The organism is Citrobacter sp. wls619 (assembly GCF_005281345.1).
Lineage (GTDB): Bacteria > Pseudomonadota > Gammaproteobacteria > Enterobacterales > Enterobacteriaceae > Citrobacter.
The window spans coordinates 38420-59188 of sequence record NZ_SZXJ01000044.1 but is presented as its reverse complement, the minus strand read 5'-3'; the positions used below and the strand labels follow the sequence as shown (position 1 = coordinate 59188).

14 protein-coding genes are annotated in these 20769 nt (G+C 50.4%); 11 read left to right on the top strand and 3 right to left on the bottom strand.

Annotated features, from left to right (window positions below; genetic code table 11):
- Positions 1–216: 216 nt before the first annotated feature.
- The gene (locus FDX19_RS09550) at positions 217–1737 is read right to left on the bottom strand and encodes a PAS domain-containing methyl-accepting chemotaxis protein (RefSeq protein WP_048213331.1); all 1521 of its coding nucleotides are present in this window, start codon (positions 1735–1737) and stop codon (positions 217–219) included.
- 430 nt (positions 1738–2167) lie between these two features.
- On the opposite strand from FDX19_RS09550, the gene ygjG reads away from it, so the two are divergent.
- Positions 2168–3547: a putrescine aminotransferase gene (ygjG, locus tag FDX19_RS09545; RefSeq protein WP_167335587.1), complete on the top strand. Its 1380-nt coding sequence runs from the start codon at positions 2168–2170 to the stop codon at positions 3545–3547.
- 78 nt (positions 3548–3625) lie between these two features.
- On the opposite strand, the gene FDX19_RS09540 is transcribed toward ygjG, so the two are convergent.
- Positions 3626–3958 (bottom strand): tRNA-binding protein, encoded by a 333-nt coding sequence (locus tag FDX19_RS09540; RefSeq protein ID WP_137382518.1) that lies wholly within the window; start codon positions 3956–3958, stop codon positions 3626–3628.
- A 149-nt stretch (positions 3959–4107) separates the two neighbouring features.
- On the opposite strand from FDX19_RS09540, the gene ebgR reads away from it, so the two are divergent.
- From ebgR to FDX19_RS09505, 7 genes are all read left to right on the top strand, one after another.
- A complete protein-coding gene (gene ebgR / locus FDX19_RS09535; RefSeq protein ID WP_137382517.1) occupies positions 4108–5091 on the top strand; it encodes a transcriptional regulator EbgR in 984 nt (327 codons plus the stop codon).
- A 193-nt stretch (positions 5092–5284) separates the two neighbouring features.
- A complete protein-coding gene (locus FDX19_RS09530; protein WP_137382516.1) occupies positions 5285–5731 on the top strand; it encodes a beta-galactosidase subunit beta in 447 nt (148 codons plus the stop codon).
- Positions 5732–5868: 137 nt separating this feature from the next.
- On the top strand, positions 5869–9015 hold the full coding sequence (locus FDX19_RS09525) for a glycoside hydrolase family 2 TIM barrel-domain containing protein (RefSeq protein ID WP_137382515.1): 3147 nt from the start codon (positions 5869–5871) through the stop codon (positions 9013–9015).
- Positions 9016–9144: 129 nt separating this feature from the next.
- Positions 9145–10614 carry an APC family permease gene (locus FDX19_RS09520; RefSeq protein ID WP_249357545.1) on the top strand — a complete coding sequence of 490 codons (1470 nt, stop codon included), beginning with the start codon at positions 9145–9147 and terminating at the stop codon, positions 10612–10614.
- Between the two features lie 135 nt (positions 10615–10749).
- The gene (gene ygjJ / locus FDX19_RS09515) at positions 10750–11826 is read left to right on the top strand and encodes a protein YgjJ (RefSeq protein WP_137382513.1); all 1077 of its coding nucleotides are present in this window, start codon (positions 10750–10752) and stop codon (positions 11824–11826) included.
- Between the two features lie 44 nt (positions 11827–11870).
- Complete coding sequence (gene ygjK, locus FDX19_RS09510; RefSeq protein WP_137382512.1) at positions 11871–14222, top strand: alpha-glucosidase; 2352 nt, start codon at positions 11871–11873, stop codon at positions 14220–14222.
- Positions 14223–14451: 229 nt separating this feature from the next.
- Positions 14452–16470 (top strand): NADPH-dependent 2,4-dienoyl-CoA reductase, encoded by a 2019-nt coding sequence (locus FDX19_RS09505; RefSeq protein WP_137382511.1) that lies wholly within the window; start codon positions 14452–14454, stop codon positions 16468–16470.
- A 56-nt stretch (positions 16471–16526) separates the two neighbouring features.
- Here the strand turns inward: FDX19_RS09505 and rlmG are convergent, their stop codons facing one another.
- Positions 16527–17663, bottom strand: coding sequence for a 23S rRNA (guanine(1835)-N(2))-methyltransferase RlmG (gene rlmG / locus FDX19_RS09500; RefSeq protein ID WP_137382510.1), 1137 nt, complete (start codon positions 17661–17663; stop codon positions 16527–16529).
- 82 nt (positions 17664–17745) lie between these two features.
- Between rlmG and FDX19_RS09495 the strand changes: the two genes are divergently transcribed.
- The 3 genes from FDX19_RS09495 (at position 17746) to FDX19_RS09485 (ending at position 20557) form a co-directional block, all read left to right on the top strand.
- Positions 17746–18246, top strand: a complete 501-nt coding sequence (locus tag FDX19_RS09495; RefSeq protein ID WP_137382509.1) for a M48 family metallopeptidase — start codon at positions 17746–17748, stop codon at positions 18244–18246.
- A gap of 72 nt (positions 18247–18318) precedes the next feature.
- The gene (locus FDX19_RS09490; RefSeq protein ID WP_137382508.1) at positions 18319–19317 is read left to right on the top strand and encodes a Gfo/Idh/MocA family protein; all 999 of its coding nucleotides are present in this window, start codon (positions 18319–18321) and stop codon (positions 19315–19317) included.
- A 271-nt stretch (positions 19318–19588) separates the two neighbouring features.
- Complete coding sequence (locus tag FDX19_RS09485) at positions 19589–20557, top strand: TerC family protein (protein ID WP_137382507.1); 969 nt, start codon at positions 19589–19591, stop codon at positions 20555–20557.
- Positions 20558–20769 lie beyond the last annotated feature (212 nt).

The window sequence follows — 20769 nt, the reverse complement described above, 5'->3', positions numbered from 1 at the left end:
CTAAATAGTTTTTAACGATGAATCAAGCAAGACCGATCGTTATATAAGCGATAATTAACAATATTTAAAAACAGGGCGATCGCCGTCAAAACGGAATAATGAAAATAGAATCGTAATACCAAAGTGGTATTATTTAATATATAATTAACAAAATTATTACAAAAACGCCTACCGGGGACGATAAGCGTTTGGCGGGAAAATGGGATGGGGTGAGAATTAATGCAGCACGGTCACCGCATCTTCCAGGCGACCGGCACGATGTTTTACCATTGCTGAAATCTGCGCGCTCTCTTCGACCAGTTCGGCATTTTTCTGCGTAATATTGCTCAACTCATTTACGGCACGGGTCAGGCTGGAAAGCCCATCTGACTGCTCCAGCGTTGAATGGCTGATTTGAGCAATCAACTGCGTCACATTCTGGACCTGCGCCACAATATCATCCATTGTCCGCCCTGCGGCATGAACCTGATCGGAGCCGGACTGCACCTTGTCGGCGCTGGCATCAATCAGTTTACGGATGTCATTTGCTGCGCTTGCGCTACGACTGGCAAGATGGCGTACCTCTCCGGCCACCACCGCAAATCCTTTCCCTTGTTCACCGGCCCTGGCTGCTTCAACCGCCGCATTCAGCGCCAGAATATTTGTCTGGAAGGCGATATCGTTAATCAGGGTCGTGATAGTGCCGATCCGTTGGGTGCTGTTGGCAATATCGTCCATTGTTTTAATGACGGTATCCATCGCCTCACCGCCCTGTGTCGCCGCGCTGCTGGCGGCAATAGACAGCTTGTCAGCTGCCGCTGCTGTCGCGGAGTTTTGCTTCACCGATGCCGCCATCTGATTCATGGTGGTGACCGTTTCCTGCACATTCTCTACCGTCTGCTGTGTATGCTTGTTTAAATCATCACTGCCTTTCGCCAGCGTTTCACTGTCGTTACGCACACAGCTGACCTGACTCGACACGTCATGAATAAGCCAGCGGCACATTAGCCCTAACTGCCCCACCGCCCGTAGCATCAGACCCAGTTCATCGCTACGGTTAAGATGGGTCACGCTGTTGCGCTCGCCAGTCGCTACTTTCAGTGCCTGCTGAGCAACATTCTCGATTGGACGCACAATCTGCCATTCGAAAATAACCGTCGCCAGCATCATCACCAGTGCGCTCACCAACAGTTGCGGCCATTCAGCACCCATCTGCTGTAGCGCAGTTGCCAGGATGACAAACATGAAAGCCATGACACTGCGCACCCGCCAGCGAACCGGAAGCGACGGGAGTTTACCCAACCAGCCTTTACGTACCACCAGCCCCTTATGGACACGCCGATGACAACGGCCTTCATTGAGTGCTTTATATAAAGGTTCGACCGCCGCAATTTCCGCTTCCGTCGCCCGGGTACGGATCGACATATACCCGGTTACGCGCCCTTCCCGCACCATCGGCACCGCATTGGCCCTCACCCAGTAGTGATCGCCATTCTTCCGTCGGTTTTTCACAATACCGCTCCACGGTTCCCCCTGTTTCAGGGTGTACCACATATCCGCAAACGCCGCTTTCGGCATGTCCGGGTGACGAACCAGGTTATGCGGCTGAGCAAGCAATTCATTCAGCTGATAGCCGCTGACCTGGACAAAGGTATCGTTCGCATGGGTGATATAGCTTTGTAAATCGGTGGTCGACATGAGGGTGATATCATCATCCAGCGGTGTATTTTGCTGACTAACGTAGGGATGAGAAGACATGGTTGCGTCCTGTGCAGGTTATCTGGTTGTTAACTCTTTCGGCTTATGTTATTTCGGCGCTAATCTTTTTAACTTTAGTTGTTAAATTTGATTTAGATCGCAATTTGCGATTAAACCTCAAAATTTGTATGTTTTCTAATTCATTGATTTAAAATACTTTCATTACGTAACTATTCAACACGCCTTCACTCTGCGCACCGCAATAGTGCAATTTTCGCCCACTTTTAGCGCAATAACGCGTTTTTCCCGTCGGTTTTACGCACGTAAACCTGGGCAAAATGCCAGCAAATGTTAATGTTTGAGATTAAATGTTGCACAAGCAAGATCTTCCCTGGTGTTTATCCCGATTTTCGTTAAGCGCGTCGGGATGGCGCAATCCCTGCAATACTTAATTCAGTATCATGTGATACGCGAGCTCCGGGAGCATATTTTGAACAGGTTACCTTCCAGCGCATCGGCTCTGGCCTGCAGCGCACACGCACTGAATCTCATCGAGAAGCGAACGCTTGATCATGAGGAAATGAAAGCACTAAACCGAGAGGTGATTGATTACTTCAAAGAGCATGTCAATCCGGGGTTCTTAGAGTATCGAAAATCTGTAACTGCCGGCGGGGATTACGGAGCCGTAGAGTGGCAAGCGGGAAGCCTGAATACGCTTGTCGACACCCAGGGACAGGAGTTTGTCGATTGCCTGGGAGGTTTTGGAATTTTCAACGTGGGGCACCGTAATCCAGTAGTGGTCTCCGCCGTACAGAATCAACTCGCGAAACAACCTCTGCACAGCCAGGAATTACTGGACCCATTACGGGCCATGCTGGCAAAAACGCTTGCTGCACTGGCTCCCGGAAAGCTGAAATACAGTTTCTTCAGTAACAGCGGGACCGAGTCGGTTGAAGCGGCGCTAAAACTGGCGAAAGCGTATCAATCGCCGCGCGGTAAATTCACATTTATTGCCACCAGCGGAGCCTTCCACGGTAAATCGCTGGGGTCGCTATCCGCCACCGCTAAATCAACCTTCCGCAAACCGTTTATGCCGCTGCTGCCGGGCTTCCGCCATGTTCCTTTTGGCGATATTGATGCCATGCGCACCGTCCTGAGCGAATGCAAAAAGACCGGCGACGATGTTGCCGCCGTGATTCTGGAGCCAATCCAGGGGGAAGGAGGCGTGATCCTGCCGCCGCAAGGGTATTTAACCGCGGTACGTAAACTTTGCGATGAGTTTGGCGCGCTGATGATCCTCGACGAAGTGCAAACCGGCATGGGGCGCACCGGCAAGATGTTCGCCTGCGAACATGAAAACGTGCAACCTGACATTCTGTGTCTGGCCAAGGCGCTTGGGGGTGGCGTGATGCCAATTGGCGCGACCATTGCCACCGAAGAAGTGTTCTCCGTCCTGTTCGACAATCCTTTCCTGCATACCACCACGTTCGGTGGCAACCCGCTCTCATGCGCGGCGGCGCTGGCAACCATTAACGTCCTGCTGGAGCAAAATTTACCCGCTCAGGCAGAGCAGAAAGGCGATATGTTGCTGGATGGTTTCCGTCATCTGGCGCGTGAATATCCGGATCTGGTACACGACGTTCGCGGTAAAGGCATGCTGATGGCGATTGAGTTTGTCGATAATGAGATTGGCTACAGCTTTGCCAGTGAAATGTTCCGTCAACGAGTGCTGGTCGCCGGAACGCTGAATAACGCGAAGACGATCCGTATCGAACCGCCGTTAACATTAACGATCGAGCAATGCGAACTGGTATTGCGATCAACCCGCAAAGCCCTGGCCGCATTACGGGTGAGCGTGGAGCAGGTGTAACAACCTTACCCGGCCTATAAAAGACACCCTTTTGTAGGCCGGATAAGGCGTAGCCGCCATCCGGCAATTAGCCTAAACTTAAACAATCCGTACCCCCGCCGGCATGATGCGTTCAGGCGTCAACAGCACGCTTTCACTGCCATCATCAGTTTCGGCGCACAGCAACATGCATTCAGAGGTTTCACCGCGCATTTTGGCCTTTTGCAGGTTACACAGCACCACTACCGTTTTCCCCATTAGCTGCTCTTCGCGATAATACGGCACCAGACTGGTTACCGTTTGCAGCGTTCTATCGCCGACATCAACCTGCACGATATAGAGCTTATCGGCATTCGCGTGGCGCTTCACTTGCGCTACTTTTCCAACACGTATTTCCATCCGGGCAAAATCGGCAAAGGCTACGGTATCCATATCTCTCTCCTTAGTAAACTTTTACTAAAAAATAGTCGATTTTTCGTGGAAGATAAAGCGCGAAGAATTTACTAAAAACAGATGCATCTCATGGGGCTTCATTTACAATAAACAGCCCATGCGGTCGAATGGTGGAATGAAAGGCAAATATGGCAACACTTAAAGATATAGCTGCGGAAGCAGGCGTTTCTCTGGCAACGGTATCCCGCGTCCTGAATGACGATCCAAACCTGAATGTGAAAGAGGAAACCCGGCATCGTATTCTGGAGATTGCAGAAAAACTGGAGTACAGGAGCAGTTCTTCCCACAAAATGCAGGTGAGTGTTGCCAGTCAGCACCACATTCTTGCGCTTTACAGTTACCAGCAGAAGCTGGAGATCAACGATCCCTATTATCTGTCTATCCGCCACGGTATTGAAACGCAGTGTGAAAAGCTGGGTATTGAGCTCACTAACTGCTATGAACATCATGTGCCCCCCAGTATCAAAAAACTGACGGGTGTCCTTGTGGTTGGGAAGGCCAGCGATGCAATACGCCAGACCGCCACGGCGTTAACGGACAATATCTGTTTTATTGATTTTCAACCTCCGGGTGGCGGTTACGATTTCGTTGATACCGATCTGGTACGCATTAGCCAGGAGATCATCGACTTTTTCATCAAACAGGGTGCGACACGCATCGGTTTTATTGGTGGTCAGGACGTGCCAGGGGAAGCGGATATCCGCGAAGTTGCCTTTGTGAGATACGGACAGCAGAAAGGTGTCGTTTCAGAAATGGATATCTACCGGGGCGGTTTCTCCAGCGCATCTGGCTATGAGCTAGCCAAAAAAATGCTGGCAAAACAGGACTATCCGTCAGCCTTGTTTGTTGCTTCTGACTCCATCGCTATCGGCGTATTACGGGCCATTCATGAAAATGGGGTCCGGATTCCGGAGCAAATTTCGCTCATCAGCGTCAATGATATCCCTACCGCGCGTTTCACCTTTCCCCCACTCTCCACCGTGCGTATCCACTCTGAGATGATGGGCATTCAGGGTGTTAACCTGCTGATTGAAAAAGCGCGCGATGGCCGCGTGTTGCCGCTTCAGGTCTATGTCCCCAGCCAGCTGAAACTGCGCGGTACAACCCGCTAGCGTTCGCTCTGCCCGATAGTGTCGTCGGGCAAATCCTCCCCTCCTCACATCCCGTCAATTTTCTCTATTTCGTGATCGAGTTAAAGTAAATCGAATTCCTCTATTTTATTTAGTAAAAAGTTTACTAAAATAATTACCTATGATGTCGTTGAGCACAGGCTGTTAACGGTCGATTCATGCGTAAGGAAAGAAAATGGGGATTATCGATAACGTAGAACAGCTCCAACAACATGCGCATACGAAAAATCACTGGCAGCGTTGCGCAGAGGTGATAGGAAAGCTCGATAGTCTCTCTCCCGGTGTGGTTTACTCGCAGGGAGAGACGCTGAACTACGACGTCAGAATCGACAGCACAACGGATGCCCTGTTTATCGGCCATCGCCGTTGCATTGAGGTGCATTACTTTTTACAGGGCACACAAAAAATCGAATACGCGCCGAAAACCCAGCTACAGGAAATTGACTACTACCGGCAAGACACCGACCGTGAATACCTGAAAGGTTTAGGGCAAACCGTACAGGTCAGTGCTGGACAAGTATTCATCTGTGATACTGACGAGGCATATCGATTCATTACCCACGCTATCGTGAAAAAATTGGTTATTAAAATCATCACGGAAGAGAACACCAGACTGGTATAAACAGATTATTACGCCAGTGCATGGCAAACGCATTTATTTATATTTCATCTGAATTACATAAATAAATCGCATAACTAATTCATATCATTGATAGTTTCAAAATTAATAATGCCATAAATAATATCTGGAGATGTATTATGAGCGTCGTTGTCTCTGACAAGCAACAGATTATTTCTTTATATACAGAACACGATCATGTTCCTGCTGTATTGGAAGACCATCGTATCAATGGAATTAACAAAGAGCTGCCACGACCATACCTGTTTCCCTTTACCAGCCAATATCTGGCAATCAAGAATATCCCCGCCGAGGCCAGTAATTTTCTGTCTCTGAATGGGATCTGGAAATTTAACTGCGCGAGCAATCCACAGTCCAGACCCAAAACGTTTTATGAAGAAGATTATGATGTTTCGACCTGGGATACCATTCAGGTTCCAGGCAATTGGGAAGCACAAGGGTTTGATAAAGCGATTTATATTGACGAGCGTTTTCCATTCACCACCAACTGGCCAGAGATACCACGCGACTACAACCCGGTGGGGTCTTACCGCCGTACATTTTACCTCGACCAACGCTGGTCTGGACGTGAAATTTTCCTGCAACTGGCCGGAGCCAGAACCGCATCGTTTATCTGGATTAACGGTCAGCGCGTAGGCTATACCCAGAATGCGAAAAACCCGGCTGAATTTAATATCACTCCCTATATTCGGGTGGGTGAAAACACGATTTCGCTGCAAATTTATCGTTGGTCTAATGCCAGTTATGTAGAAAAACAAGACATGCTGGATATGTCTGGCCTTGAACGGGAAGTTTTTATCTACTCGACGGCGAAAACACGTATTTATGATGTGTATTGCAAGCCAGAATTGAACGATGATTTTACCCAGGGAATAGTTAGCGTTAGCGTGAGCCTGACTCACTACGATAGCCATCCAGATAATCTGTCACTGAATATCAAACTGCTGGACGACGCAAATAATCTGTCTGTATTAATAGAGTACAATCAGCCATTTACACGTAGCGGAACAACACAACAGTTTAGCTTTAGCGATCGCCTGCAGAACCCTCGTTTGTGGAGCGCAGAAACACCTAACCTCTATACATTATTACTGACACTCACCGATCAGCACGGTGAAACCATCGAAGCGACCAGCCATAAAATAGGTTTTCGCAAAGTACAAATCATCAACAGCCAGCTTACGGTAAACGGTAAAGCGATCAAAATAAAAGGGGTTAACCGCCACGAACTGCACCCGACGCTAGGGCATGTGCCTACGGAAGAAAACATGCTGACCGATATTCGGCTTATGAAAGAGCACAATATCAATGCGGTACGCACCAGCCATTTCCCCTGCCATTCACGCTGGTATCAGCTATGTGATGAATATGGCATCTACATTGTTGATGAAGCCAATATCGAATCGCACCCGTTGGCGCTAAAGCCAGAAACGCAAATTGGCGATACCGAATCCTGGATACCCGCACACTTAGATCGTGTACAGGCTATGGTTGAACGCGACAAAAACCATGCCTGCGTTATCGTTTGGTCGATGGGCAATGAGGCCGGAACCGGACGTGTCTTTGAAGCGCTATATCAATGGATAAAAGAGAAGGACGATAGCCGCCCAGTCCAGTACGAACCTGCCGGTGAAGCACACTATAGCGACATTGTGTGCCCGATGTACCCGACCCTTGAACGCCTGGAACAGTTTGCCCGGCAAGGTAACGATCGCCCGATGATTATGATTGAGTATGCCCATGCCATGGGTAATTCCGTCGGTATTCTGCGCGATTACTGGAACATAATCGACAGCCACGACAATCTGCAGGGGGGCTTTATTTGGGAGTGGATGGATCACGCGCTGGCATTAACCAACGAGCGTGGCCAAAAATATTGGGGATACGGTAAAGATTATCACCCGGATAAACCCAGTGACGGCAATTTTTTGAACGATGGTCTGGTCGCCGCTGACCGGGTTCCACATCCTCATATGGCGGAAGTGAAAAAGGTCTATCAGCCTGTCTATTTCCATGCAATAAATCCGGCATCAGGCCTGTTTGAAATAGAAAACCGATACGATTTTATCGACCTGCGCCACCTCGATATTCAGTACAGCCTCTCTGAAGACGGGCAGCAAATCGCCAACGGCAGTCTGGGTTCCCTTTCCCTTGCCCCTGGCCTGCGCCATTCAGTTAATGTTCCCGTAGCAAACCTGGCGCGTCAGGAGAATAAAGAGTATCTGGTGACACTCAGTGCCGTCACTAAAAACGAAACACCGCTTATTGGCAGTGGCTATGAAATTGCCTGGGAGCAGTTCAGCATCACGCCTCCCGCTACGTTTCATATCTCCCCTGAAGCCCATTCCCTTGCTCTCTCGGTACAAGAAACGTCTTCTGCTATTGAGATCACTGGATCTTATTTCTCTCTTGCGTTTGATCGCCTCAGTGGTCGTATGGATCGCTTTACCGTTAGCGGAAAAGATCTTCTCCTTAACGGTATCGAACCAAATTTCTGGCGTGGGCTCACAGATAACGATCTGGGCGCCAGACTTTTCGAAAAGTCTGCAGTCTGGAAAGATGCTGCTAAGCAGCGCGTATTATCCGACCTCAACGTATCGCAGACCGCCAGCCACGAAGCGATCGTGACCAGTGAATTCTCGCTCCCCACCGTGGACTGCAAATATGTGCTGACCTACACCATCTATTCGACCGGTGAGATGCGTGTCAGCGTTGATTTTATACCGGGCACTCGCGAGCTTCCTCTTTTACTGCGAATGGGTACTCAGCTGACATTGCCCAGCGAATTTAACTATATCCAGTGGTTTGGCCGTGGTCCGGTGGAAACCTATGCGGACAGAAAAGGCGCCAAAGCCGGTATCTACGGCGGAACGACCTGGGCGCAATTTCATGCTTACCCGCGACCACAGGAAAGCGGCAATAAAACGGATGTTCGCTGGGTGCGTATTGTCAATCACGATGGGCTTGGTCTGGAGGCCATTGCCGACTCGCAATTATTAAATACCAGTGCCTGGCCTTTCGCCGCCAGTGAGCTCGATTTTGTCGCAGACAATAACGGCAGTAGCGCATCCGGGTTAACACCATTATCACGCAAACATGGCGTTGATGTTCAGCCAGGAGATATCACCACATGGAACATCGATTTAGCGCAGATGGGCACAGGTGGTCAAAATTCATGGGGTTCTTTGCCACCCAAGGATTATCAACTACCGGCCCAACCTTATCACTATGATTTTTATTTACGCCCGGTACGTCGCAATACGTAAGGTGATTTTTATTTCTCCCCTTTTCGAATGTCCGCTACCGGGCATTCGAAATTCGCTTCTAAATAGAACTATATTGATACATAAGTAAAGGGAAATGGTATGTCTGAAAAATCCGATGCAAGATATCAGATGTCATTAATAACATTCCTGTTTTTCTCCATTGCCGGAGGAGGATTTGTTCTTAAAGGCGTTGTAAGCCAATACACTGACTGGGGGTATAACTCCTGGTTATTATATGCTTTCGCTTCATTATTTTATGCAATTCCTTACACCTTCATGATCATTGAGCTGTCATCGATTAAAAAGCTACGTGAATCTGAGAGTGGATATCAGACATGGTTGAACCTGATTTTGGGTCGAAAACTGGGATTTATTGCCGGTTTTTTCTATTTCTACGTTAACATTTTTTATTTCGTTGACCTGTTACCTAACATCATTACCTATTTTATCTACACCTGTACCAGCGATGTTGCCTTTGTTACCGCATTAACCAATCAAACCTGGTTTAAGCCGGTGATCAGTATCACTTCAATCGCGCTGTTCTGGCTGGCAACATGGGTATCGATGAAGGGGCCAAAATGGCTATCGCGTGCGCTGTCGTTCTCTGGATACGCCGGATTTGCACTGACGATGTTGTTCATCATCGCGGCAACCTGGAAGCTATCTTCCGGTACGGTCACATTTAACGGAACGCCGATTGCGCCAGAGTATTTACAGCACATTGATTTATCCTGGTCAAAAATAGCCTCAATGTCATGGGCCTTGCAATCGTTAGGTGGGCTGGAAGCATTAGCGGCATACAAACGTAACATTCGGGGTGGCGATCGTAATTTCAGAACCGGGTTAATTCTTAACGTATTTATCTTCTCAGGTATTATTGTTATTTCATCTATCCTGATGAATTTTATTTTACCTGCAGATCAGGCCGCCAACCTTGGCTTGTTATCCGCTATTTACGTGGCCTTCCAACAGTTAGGCTTCCCCGACTGGTGGACCAACGTCATCGCCTTATTCCTGATGATCACCACCCTGTGTGGCTCGCTGATGTTATGGACCGCCGCACCGGTTAAAATGCTGTTTGTTGATGCGCCCAAAGGTATCTTTGGCCATAAACTCTCTGAGGTAAACAGTGAGGGTACGCCAGTCAATGCCCTGAAGATGCAGGGTGTCGTGGTCACAATTATCATTATCCTGTTTATGCTGGGTCAGTTTAACTCTGAAATGAACACCATCCTCGTAGCCGTTAAAAATCTTGATGGCGGGGCGGCAACAATTCCTGTGCTGTTTATGGTTGCAGGCTATATCAAGCTACGTATGAAGCCCAACCACCATGACTACGTCCGGGGTTTCCACTTCCTGGGAAAAGGGCGTTTTTGGGCACTGTTATCCGTTGCACCAATAGTTATTATTTTTACTGCCTCTACGGTTGCGGCATTAATTCCAGGACCAGAAGACTGGAGTGCAAACTTTATGGGTTCATTAATTCAGGTCATTCTTGGACCGGTTAGTATCATTGCCGTGTTCTATTATTGCAGTATTATGTATAACCGCTGGAGGATCAAAAACCCTCACGACAACTCACTCTTTAATAAAGTTTAATTGTAATTCCCGTTATAGATTTATCGTTTAAAGCCCACCGCGCTATCAATAACATGACAGCGTGGTGGGCTTATGAATAATATAACGGCGTGACCAATATAAAAATATAATAATTTCTTCTGATGGAATAGAAAAATGACATTTAATTTTAATGCCGCCAGGGCACTGTTCGCCTTTTCCTTTTGTTGTTACTTGCCTCTGGTTGTCGCAGCAGAAAGCATTCCGGCCGAACATGACGACACCAAAACGCCAGAAATCACGAATACCGAACCTTCATATCGTTTTTATGGCGAGATGGGAATGGGGGGTTATATGGATCTGGAAGGTGAAGATAAACACAAATACAGCGACGGCACCTATATCGAAGGCGGTCTTGAAGGGAAATATGGTCACTGGTTTGGTCTTATTTACGGTGAAGGCTGGACCGTGCAAGCCGATCATAACGGTAACGCCTGGGTTCCCGACCATAGTTGGGGCGGATTCGAAGGCGGGCTCAACCGATTTTACGGCGGCTATCGTAGCGATAATGGTACAGAAATGATGCTCAGTTTACGCCAGGACTCATCACTTGATGACCTGCAATGGTGGGGCGACTTCACGCCTGACCTCGGCTATGTCATTCCCAATACTCGCGACATCATGACCGCCATTAAGGTACAGAACCTGACCGGTCCTCTGCGCTATAGCGTGACCGCAACCCCCGCCGGTCACCATGATGAAAGTAAGGCCTGGTTGCATTTCGGTAAATACGATCGCTACTCCGATAAATATATCTACCCTGCAATGGCAAACGGCTATATCCAGTATGACTTTATGAAAGATGTCACCTGGATGGGCGGGACAGAAATTACCGATGGCACCGGCCAGCTTTTTGTCACCGGTATTCTGACGCCGAACTTCGGTGCACGTGCCTGGCACCATACCGGGCGTGGCGATGGCCTCGACAATCCGGGAACAGAAACCGGCGCGATGATAAGCGCCATGTATGAAGCCTTCAAAGGTGTTTACCTCTCTACGGCCTACAGCTACGCGCAACACAACCTGGATAACGATCCCGACACAACCACATCCTATGCGCAATTCGGCATCTGGTACGAATATGGCAGCGGTAAATTCGCCACGGCTTTTGATAGCCGATTCAACCTGGGTAACAGTACTGACGATTCAGATAACAAAATATTCCTGATGCAGTATTACTACTGGGGTCATTAATTTCTCGGTTTATTTCGCTAAATGTGAAAAGGAGCTTCGTCATTATGAAAAAAATATATTCGTTAACCCCGCTAGCCTGCGCGTTACTATTTAGCATGTCAGCGCATGCAGCAACCGCCACCGATTTTAAAGATGTTATCGATCGCCACGGCGCACCTGAATTTATGCGTGATACCAATAACGACAGCCATCAGCGCTTTAATCCTTTCTTCGATCTGGGTTCATGGCATGGGCACTTGCTGCCAGACGGCCCAAATACCATGGGGGGCTTCCCCGGTATCGCTCTGCTAACTGAAGAGTACATCAATTTTATGGCGACTAACTTTGATCGCCTGACGGTGTACCAAAAAGGGAAGAAAGTTGATTTTGCCATGCAGGCTTACAGCATCCCTGGTGCATTAATACAAAAGCTTACCGCGCCAGGCATTCGGATTGATATGACGTTGCGTTTTGCCAGCGCACATACCTCGCTATTAGAAACCAAAATTACCAGCAATACCCCGCTGGCTCTGGTGTGGGATGGGGAATTACTGAATAAGCTGGAAGCGAAAGATGGAAAAGCGACGTCAGATAAAACGATTGATGAGGAATACCCAAATTATCAACGGAAGATCCTCACAACGCATGATGGCCTGAAAGTCACTTTCGGGAAAGTGCGTTCAACCTGGGATTTGCTGACTTCTGGCAGTTCGGAGTATCAGGTACACAAATCTCTGGCCATGCAAACGACCGTCAACGGCTACCATTTTACCAGCACAGCGCATATCAACGGTTCTACGACCCTTTACACCACCTATTCTCACCTGCTTACCGCCCTGGATGTTGCAAAAGAGCAACCGCAGATCCGCGATATCCTTGCGCGCCCAGGCTACTATCTTGCGTCATCGCAAAAGCGCTGGGAAGGTTATCTCCAGAAAGGATTAACCAACCCGGATGCCACGGTGGAACAAACTCGCGTCGCAGTAAAAGCGATTGAAACCTTAACCGGCAACTGGCGTGTCCCGGAAGGCGCAGTAAAACACAATACCGTAACGCCGTCGGTGACGGCCCGTTGGTTCTCCGGTAACCAGACCTATGCCTGGGATAGCTGGAAAATTGCCTCGGCAATGGTGCACTTCAACCCAGAGATTGCCAAAGACAGCATTCGTGCGCTCTTTGACTGGCAAATCCAGTTCAGCGATCCGATACGCCCGCAAGATGCCGGGATGATCCTCGACTTAGTGACCTGGAACACGATCCCTGAGCGCGGTGGTGACGGCGGCAACTGGAACGAACGCAACACCAAGCCCAGCCTGGCGGCATGGTCGGTGATGGAAGTCTACAACGTCACCAAAGATAAGGCCTGGCTCGAAGAGATGTACCCGAAGCTGGTCGCGTACCACGACTGGTGGTTACGTAACCGCGATCACAATGGGAACGGTATCCCTGAGTACGGCGCCACACGGGATAAGGCTCACAACACCGACAGCGGTGAAATGCTGTTCACGGTGAAACAGGGCGATAAGGAAGAGACGCTCTCCGGGTTGAGTCACTACGCAGCTGTCATCGGTAAGGGTCAGTATGACAGTCTGACGATCCCGGCACAGGAAGCCGCTGGCTGGGAATCCGGACGTGATGATGCCGCCGTATTTGGTTTTATCGATAAAGATCAGCTGGATAAGTACATTTCCAACGGGGGGAAACGCAGTGACTGGACGGTCAATTTTGCTGAAAACCGGGATGAAAATGGCAATCTGGTCGGTTACTCATTGCTTCAGGAGTCTGTCGATCAGACCAGCTACATGTACAGTGATAACCATTATCTGGCAGAGATGGCAACGATCCTCGGTAAACCAGCAGACGCGAAGCACTATCAAACGTTAGCGAAGAAGCTGGCGGATTACATCAATACCTGCATGTTTGATTCAACCACACAGTTCTTCTACGACATCAGGATCGAAGACCAGCCGTTGGCAAACGGCTGCGCAGGAAAACCGATTGTTGAGCGTGGCAAAGGACCGGAAGGCTGGTCACCGCTGTTTAACGGCGCGGCTACACAATCCCACGCGGATGCGGTAGTTAGCGTGATGCTCGATCCGAAAGAGTTCAACACATATGTTCCACTTGGCACCGCAGCACTGACCAATCCGGCCTTCGGCGCGGACATATACTGGCGCGGGCGCGTGTGGGTGGATCAGTTCTGGTTCGGGCTAAAAGGGATGGAGCGTTATGGCTATCGCGATGAAGCGCTAAAACTGGCCGATACGTTCTTCCAGCATGCCAAAGGGCTGACGGCAGAAGGTCCAATTCAGGAAAACTACAACCCACTGACCGGCGCACAGCAGGGCGCACCGAACTTCTCCTGGAGCGCTGCGCATCTCTACATGCTGTATAACGATTTTCTTAAAAAACAGTAATCGGTGGCATTTTGCCGGATGACGCTTTGCTTATCCGGCCGACAAAGCCACATTTTCACCGGCCGGATAAGGTGCTGGCACTGACATCCGGCAAAATCGTTCTCTGGCCCCGCTCCTTTTTTGAATCCCATCACAATCACGGCATTCCCCTTTTCCCTTTTGCGCGGCGACGGCTAAATTAGTAACTCATCCGACCACATAACAATAATTTTACATACTGGACACCTTTATGAGCTATCCGTCGCTGTTCGCCCCGCTCGATTTGGGATTCACCACGCTTAAAAACCGCGTGCTGATGGGTTCAATGCATACCGGTCTGGAAGAGTATCCCGACGGTGCAGAACGGCTGGCTGCGTTCTATGCTGAACGCGCTCGTCACGGCGTAGCCCTGATTGTGACTGGAGGAATTGCGCCCGCGCTATCGGGCGTGGGGATGGAAGGCGGCGCGATGCTGAACGACACCAGCCAGCTGGCGCACCACCGTATCATTACCGATGCGGTTCACGATGAAGGCGGCAAAATCGCCCTGCAAATCCTGCACACCGGTCGCTACAGCTATCAACCGCATCTGGTTGCGCCTTCAGCCATTCAGGCCCCTATTAGCCGCTTTACGCCGCATGAACTGACGCACGATGAAGTGCTGCAACTGATTGAAGATTTCGCCCATTGTGCACAGCTGGCGCGGGAGGCAGGTTACGATGGCGTGGAAGTGATGGGCTCGGAAGGCTATCTGATCAACGAATTCCTGACCCTGCGCACCAACCAGCGTAATGATGACTGGGGCGGTGACTATGCCAACCGTATGCGTTTTGCCGTGGAAGTCGTGCGGGCGGTGCGCCAGCGTGCCGGCAGTGACTTTATTATTATCTTCCGCCTGTCGATGCTCGACCTGGTGGAGCAAGGCGGAACCTTTGACGAAACCGTTCAGTTGGCGCAGGCGATAGAAGCCGCCGGAGCCACCATTATAAACACCGGTATTGGCTGGCATGAGGCACGTATCCCCACCATCGCCACACCGGTCCCCCGGGGTGCGTTTAGCTGGGTAACACGCAAGCTGAAAGGTCATGTGACGATCCCACTGGTCACCACTAACCGCATTAACGATCCGACCGTTGCGGATGACATTCTGGCACGCGGCGATGCCGATATGGTATCGATGGCCCGGCCGTTCCTGGCCGACGCAGAGCTGCTGTCAAAAGCGCAAAGCGGACGATCCGATGAGATCAATACCTGTATCGGCTGCAACCAGGCTTGCCTGGATCAGATTTTCGTGGGAAAAGTTACCTCCTGTCTGGTGAACCCACGCGCCTGTCATGAAACCAAAATGCCCATTGTTGCAGCCACTCACCTGAAGAATCTGGCGGTTGTCGGTGCGGGTCCTGCAGGTCTCGCTTTTGCCATTAACGCCGCCGCACGCGGGCATCACGTAACGCTGTTTGACGCGCATGGTGAGATTGGCGGGCAGTTTAATATCGCCAAGCAGATCCCCGGCAAAGAAGAATTCTATGAAACACTGCGCTATTACCGTCGGATGATCGACGTAACGGGTGTCACGCTGAAACTCAATCAGTTTGTTAGCGCCCACGAACTGCAAGCCTTTGATGAAGTGATCCTCGCCAGCGGGATCGAACCGCGCATGCCGCCGATCGACGGTATTGAACACCCTAAAGTGCTGAGCTATCTCGATGTCCTGCGTGATAAAACGCCGGTAGGGAAACGCGTGGCGATCGTTGGCTGCGGAGGGATCGGTTTCGATACCGCCATGTATCTGAGTCAGCCCGGCGATCCCACCAGCCAGAATATTGCCGAGTTCTGCGTGGAATGGGGTATCGACACCAGCCTGCAACAGCCTGGCGGCTTACGCCCGGAAGGTCCGCACTTATCCCGCAGCCCGCGCCAGATAGTGATGTTGCAGCGTAAAGCCAGCAAACCGGGGCAAGGTTTAGGTAAAACAACGGGATGGATCCACCGCACCACCCTGCTTTCACGCGGCGTAAAAATGATCCCGGCGGTGAGCTATCAGAAGATCGATGATGACGGGCTACACGTGATGATCAACGGCGCGCTACAGATCCTGAATGTGGATCACGTGGTGATTTGCGCCGGCCAGGAACCACGCCGGGAGCTGCTTGATCCGCTGCATGCTGCGGGTAAAACAGTACATCTGATCGGGGGATGTGATGTGGCGATGGAGCTGGATGCCCGACGCGCAATTGCACAAGGGACAAGGCTGGCGCTGGAAATTTAACGTCATGTCTTTCGTAGGCCGGATAAGGCGGCCACGCCACCATCCGGCACACGCAATTAGCGACGACGACCGGTTTTAACCGCCTTCAGCACCACGAATTTATTATTGGTAGCGATGGTTTCACAGTTGCCGAAAATCTTCTTCAACTTGTGGAAGTAGTCGAGGTGACGGTTAGCCACAATGTACAGCTCACCGTTGATTTTCAGGCAGCGGCGGGCGTGGTGGAACATTTCCCAGGCAATGTTATCCGTCAGCGCATGCTTCTGATGGAACGGCGGGTTACACAGCACGGCGTTAAAGCGGAAAGGCTCCACGCCAGACAGCGCGTTGTTGATCATAAATTCACAGCGATCCAACGCTTCAGGCATGTTGCTTTCGACGTTCAGGCGACTTGATGCCACCGCCATCGGTGATTCATCCACAAACACCACGCTGGCTTGCGGGTTCTTCTCCAGCAACGTCAGGCCAATCACACCGTTGCCACAACCGAGATCGACAATCTCCCCTTCCAGATTTTCCGGCAGGTGCTCAATAAAGAAACGTGCGCCGATATCCAGCCCGGTACGGGAGAAGACGTTGGCATGGTTATGGATAGTCCAGTCGGTGCCTTCCAGTTTCCAGCTCAGCGTCTGCGAGGCATCAGCCAGTTCTGGATTACTGAAGGTGCAGTTAATCAGACGGGCTTTTTTCCACGCCAGCGTGGTGGTGGTTGGGCCTAGCACCTTTTCAAACAACTCAAGCGTTGAGGTATGAATATCACGCGCCTTCGCCCCCGCAATGATGCGCGTTTGCGGCGTGACAACCTGACGCAGCGCACGGAGCTGTTGTTCCAGCAGCGCCATCGTTTTGGGAATTTTAATCAGTACAATGCCTGGTGCCGGCGGGTATTCAGCGGTGCTGTCGAGAAACTTGACGCTGGATTCCTCGATATCGTTATGGCGCAGGTTTTCACGCGTCCCCAGCTCGCTTAAATAGGAGTCGCCAATGCTGTATGGTGTATGTTCCGCCAGTGCACAGCCCAGCGCGCCGAAAGTATCATTCAGGAGAAGCACCGGGCCGCTAATCTCGGTATCGTCCAGCTGTTGCAACAGATATTCATCTGCAGCTTCCCACGCCAGCAGCGGGTTAACGTCATCCGTTTCCGGGAAACGTTTAAGTGACAGCGAACGGAAACCGTTGTCTATGTGGCTCATCGGCCCTCCTGAATGGTAAAATTTCGGCGTATCCCTGAAAAGGGTGCGTGAGTATACACTTTTATGATTTGCGTGGACATGAATGAACCAACTAACTTACCTCCAGGGCTACCCAGAACATTTGCTTTCTCAGGTGAGAACGCTGATTGCTGAACAGCGTCTGGGAACGGTGCTGGAAAAGCGTTATCCCGGTACACATGACTTCGCGACTGACAAAGCGCTCTGGCAATATACCCAGGCGCTGAAAAATCAGTTCCTGCGCAACGTCCCACCGCTGAATAAAGTCATGTATGACAGTAAGATACACGTGCTGAAAAATGCGCTGGGACTGCATACTGCCGTCTCCCGCGTGCAGGGTGGCAAGCTCAAAGCCAAAGCGGAGATCCGCGTTGCGACCGTCTTTCGCAATGCCCCGGAACCTTTTTTACGCATGATCGTGGTGCATGAACTGGCGCATCTGAAAGAAAAAGAGCACGACAAAGCGTTTTACCAGCTGTGCTGTCATATGGAACCGCAGTACCACCAGTTGGAGTTTGATACCCGCCTGTGGCTCACGCAACAATCGCTGAAGCAAACTGCGTAGTCGCGCACTGGCTTTGTCTTCAGGGCATGCTAAATTGACGCAAGGATCCCTTTTCGCAGCCTGAAGGCATTTATGATACGTTTCGCAGTGATTGGCACAAACTGGATCACCCGCCAGTTTGTGGATGCCGCCCATGAAACCGGCAAATATAAGTTAACCGCAGTGTATTCCCGTAGCCTTGAACAGGCACAGACCTTCGCCAATGATTATCCCGTCGAGCATCTGTTTACCTCGCTGGAGGCAATGGCGCAAAGTGACGCCATTGATGCCGTTTACATTGCCAGCCCGAACTCTCTGCACTTCCCGCAGACAACGCTGTTTCTACAACACAAAAAGCATGTCATTTGCGAGAAACCGCTGGCCTCGAACCTGGCACAAGTCGAAGCCGCTATCGCCTGTGCGCGCGAAAATCAGGTGGTGCTGTTTGAAGCGTTTAAGACCGCCAGCCTGCCTAATTTCCTGCTATTACAGCAATCGCTCCCCAAAATCGGGCGAGTCAGGAAAGCGCTGATCAATTACTGCCAGTACTCTTCACGTTATCAGCGTTATCTGGACGGTGAAAATCCCAATACGTTTAATCCGGCGTTTTCTAACGGTTCGATTATGGATATCGGCTTTTACTGTCTGGCCGCTGCGGTTGCGCTCTGGGGTGAACCACTGAGCGTTCAGGCAAGTGCCAGCCTGCTGGAAAGCGGCGTCGATGCCCACGGCGTGGTCGTACTCAATTACGGCGATTTTAGCGTCACGTTGCAGCACTCGAAAGTCAGTGATTCCGTGCTGGCCAGCGAAATTCAGGGCGAATCAGGGTCGCTGGTTGTCGAGAAAATTTCCGAGTGTCAGAAAGTGTGCTTTATTCCGCGCGGTGGCAAAACGCAGGATCTTACGGTGCCTCAGCACATCAATACTATGCTTTATGAGGCAGAGGCTTTTGCTCATCTGGTTGAATCCGGCGAAGTGGATCATCCGGCACTGGCCGTCAGCCGCATTACCGCCAAACTGCAAACGGAGATTCGCCGCCAGACCGGCGTTATTTTCCCCGCAGATGATGCTGAGATACCGCTGACTGCGTAAAAGTGTGTAAAACGAATGTTGCAGGCCATTGACTGAAGGCATGGCCTGTAATATTTTGTAACCCGCAAAGGGGAGTAACTTCGTTGTCGGTTGATCGTCATTACGATGTGTGAAAAACCACATCCGGTCACCGGGCGATAACAAAGGAATACGCTGTCGTATTCCTTTGTTGTTGTAAGTGAGACCTTGCCGAATGGCAAGGTCTATGCATAAAAAGCAGCGGCTAACGTCATTCGGCGTTGGCCGTTTTTTTTATGCATGGGGAAATAAAATGAATACTGTTGGCACACCGTTGTTATGGGGTGGCTTCGCTGTCGTGGTGGTCATTATGCTGGCCATCGATCTGCTGCTACAGGGTCGTCGTGGCGCACATACGATGTCGATGAAGCAGGCCGCGGCCTGGTCAATCGTCTGGGTAACGTTGTCGTTGCTGTTTAACGCGGCATTCTGGTGGTACCTGGCTGAGACTCAGGGCCGTGCCGTTGCCGACCCGCAGGCGCTGGCGTTCCTGACCGGCTATCTGATCGAGAAATCGCTGGCGGTAGATAACGTCTTTGTCTGGTTGATGCTGTTCAGTTACTTCTCCGTACCTGCGGCACTGCAACGTCGGGTACTGGTGTATGGCGTACTGGGCGCGATTGTATTACGTACGATCATGATCTTCACGGGCAGTTGGCTTATCGCCCAGTTCGAATGGCTGCTGTACGTGTTCGGCGCATTCCTGCTGTTTACCGGCGTGAAGATGGCGCTGGCGAAAGAAGACGCTTCCGGTATTGGCGACAAACCGTTAGTGCGTTGGCTGCGCGGCCATTTACGTATGACCGATACCATTGAAGACGAAAAATTCTTCGTGCGTAAAAACGGTCTGCTGTTTGCAACGCCACTGATGCTGGTATTGATCCTGGTTGAACTGAGCGATGTGATTTTTGCCGTCGACAGTATTCCGGCAATCTTTGCCGTCACCACCGACCCGTTCATCGTACTGACCTCTAACCTGTTTGCTATCCTGGGTCTGCGTGCGATGTACTTCCTGTTGGCAGGTGTGGCGGAGCGTTTCTCGATGCTGAAATATGGTTTGTCGATAATCCTTGTGTTTATCGGTATCAAGATGCTGATCGTCGATTTCTACCATATCCCAATCGCTATCTCGTTAGGTGTGGTCTTCGGTATTCTGTTTGTGACGCTGGTTGTGAATGCGTGGGTCAACCACCAGCACGATAAAAAGCAGCAAATACAGTAACTTTTACTTAGCTAGTTGATAAAGCCCGACCGCACATTGCGTGCGTCGGGCTTTTTGCTGGACATGTCAAAACAATGTTAATTTAAAGTTATAAAATATGATCTGAGCGCGGAAACCAGGATATTTATCTTCCAGAACCGGCATCTTTCCTTATACTCAGCCATGCAAACACTTTGTTACATCCAGAAAGATGCGTCATGAGAACGCACAAC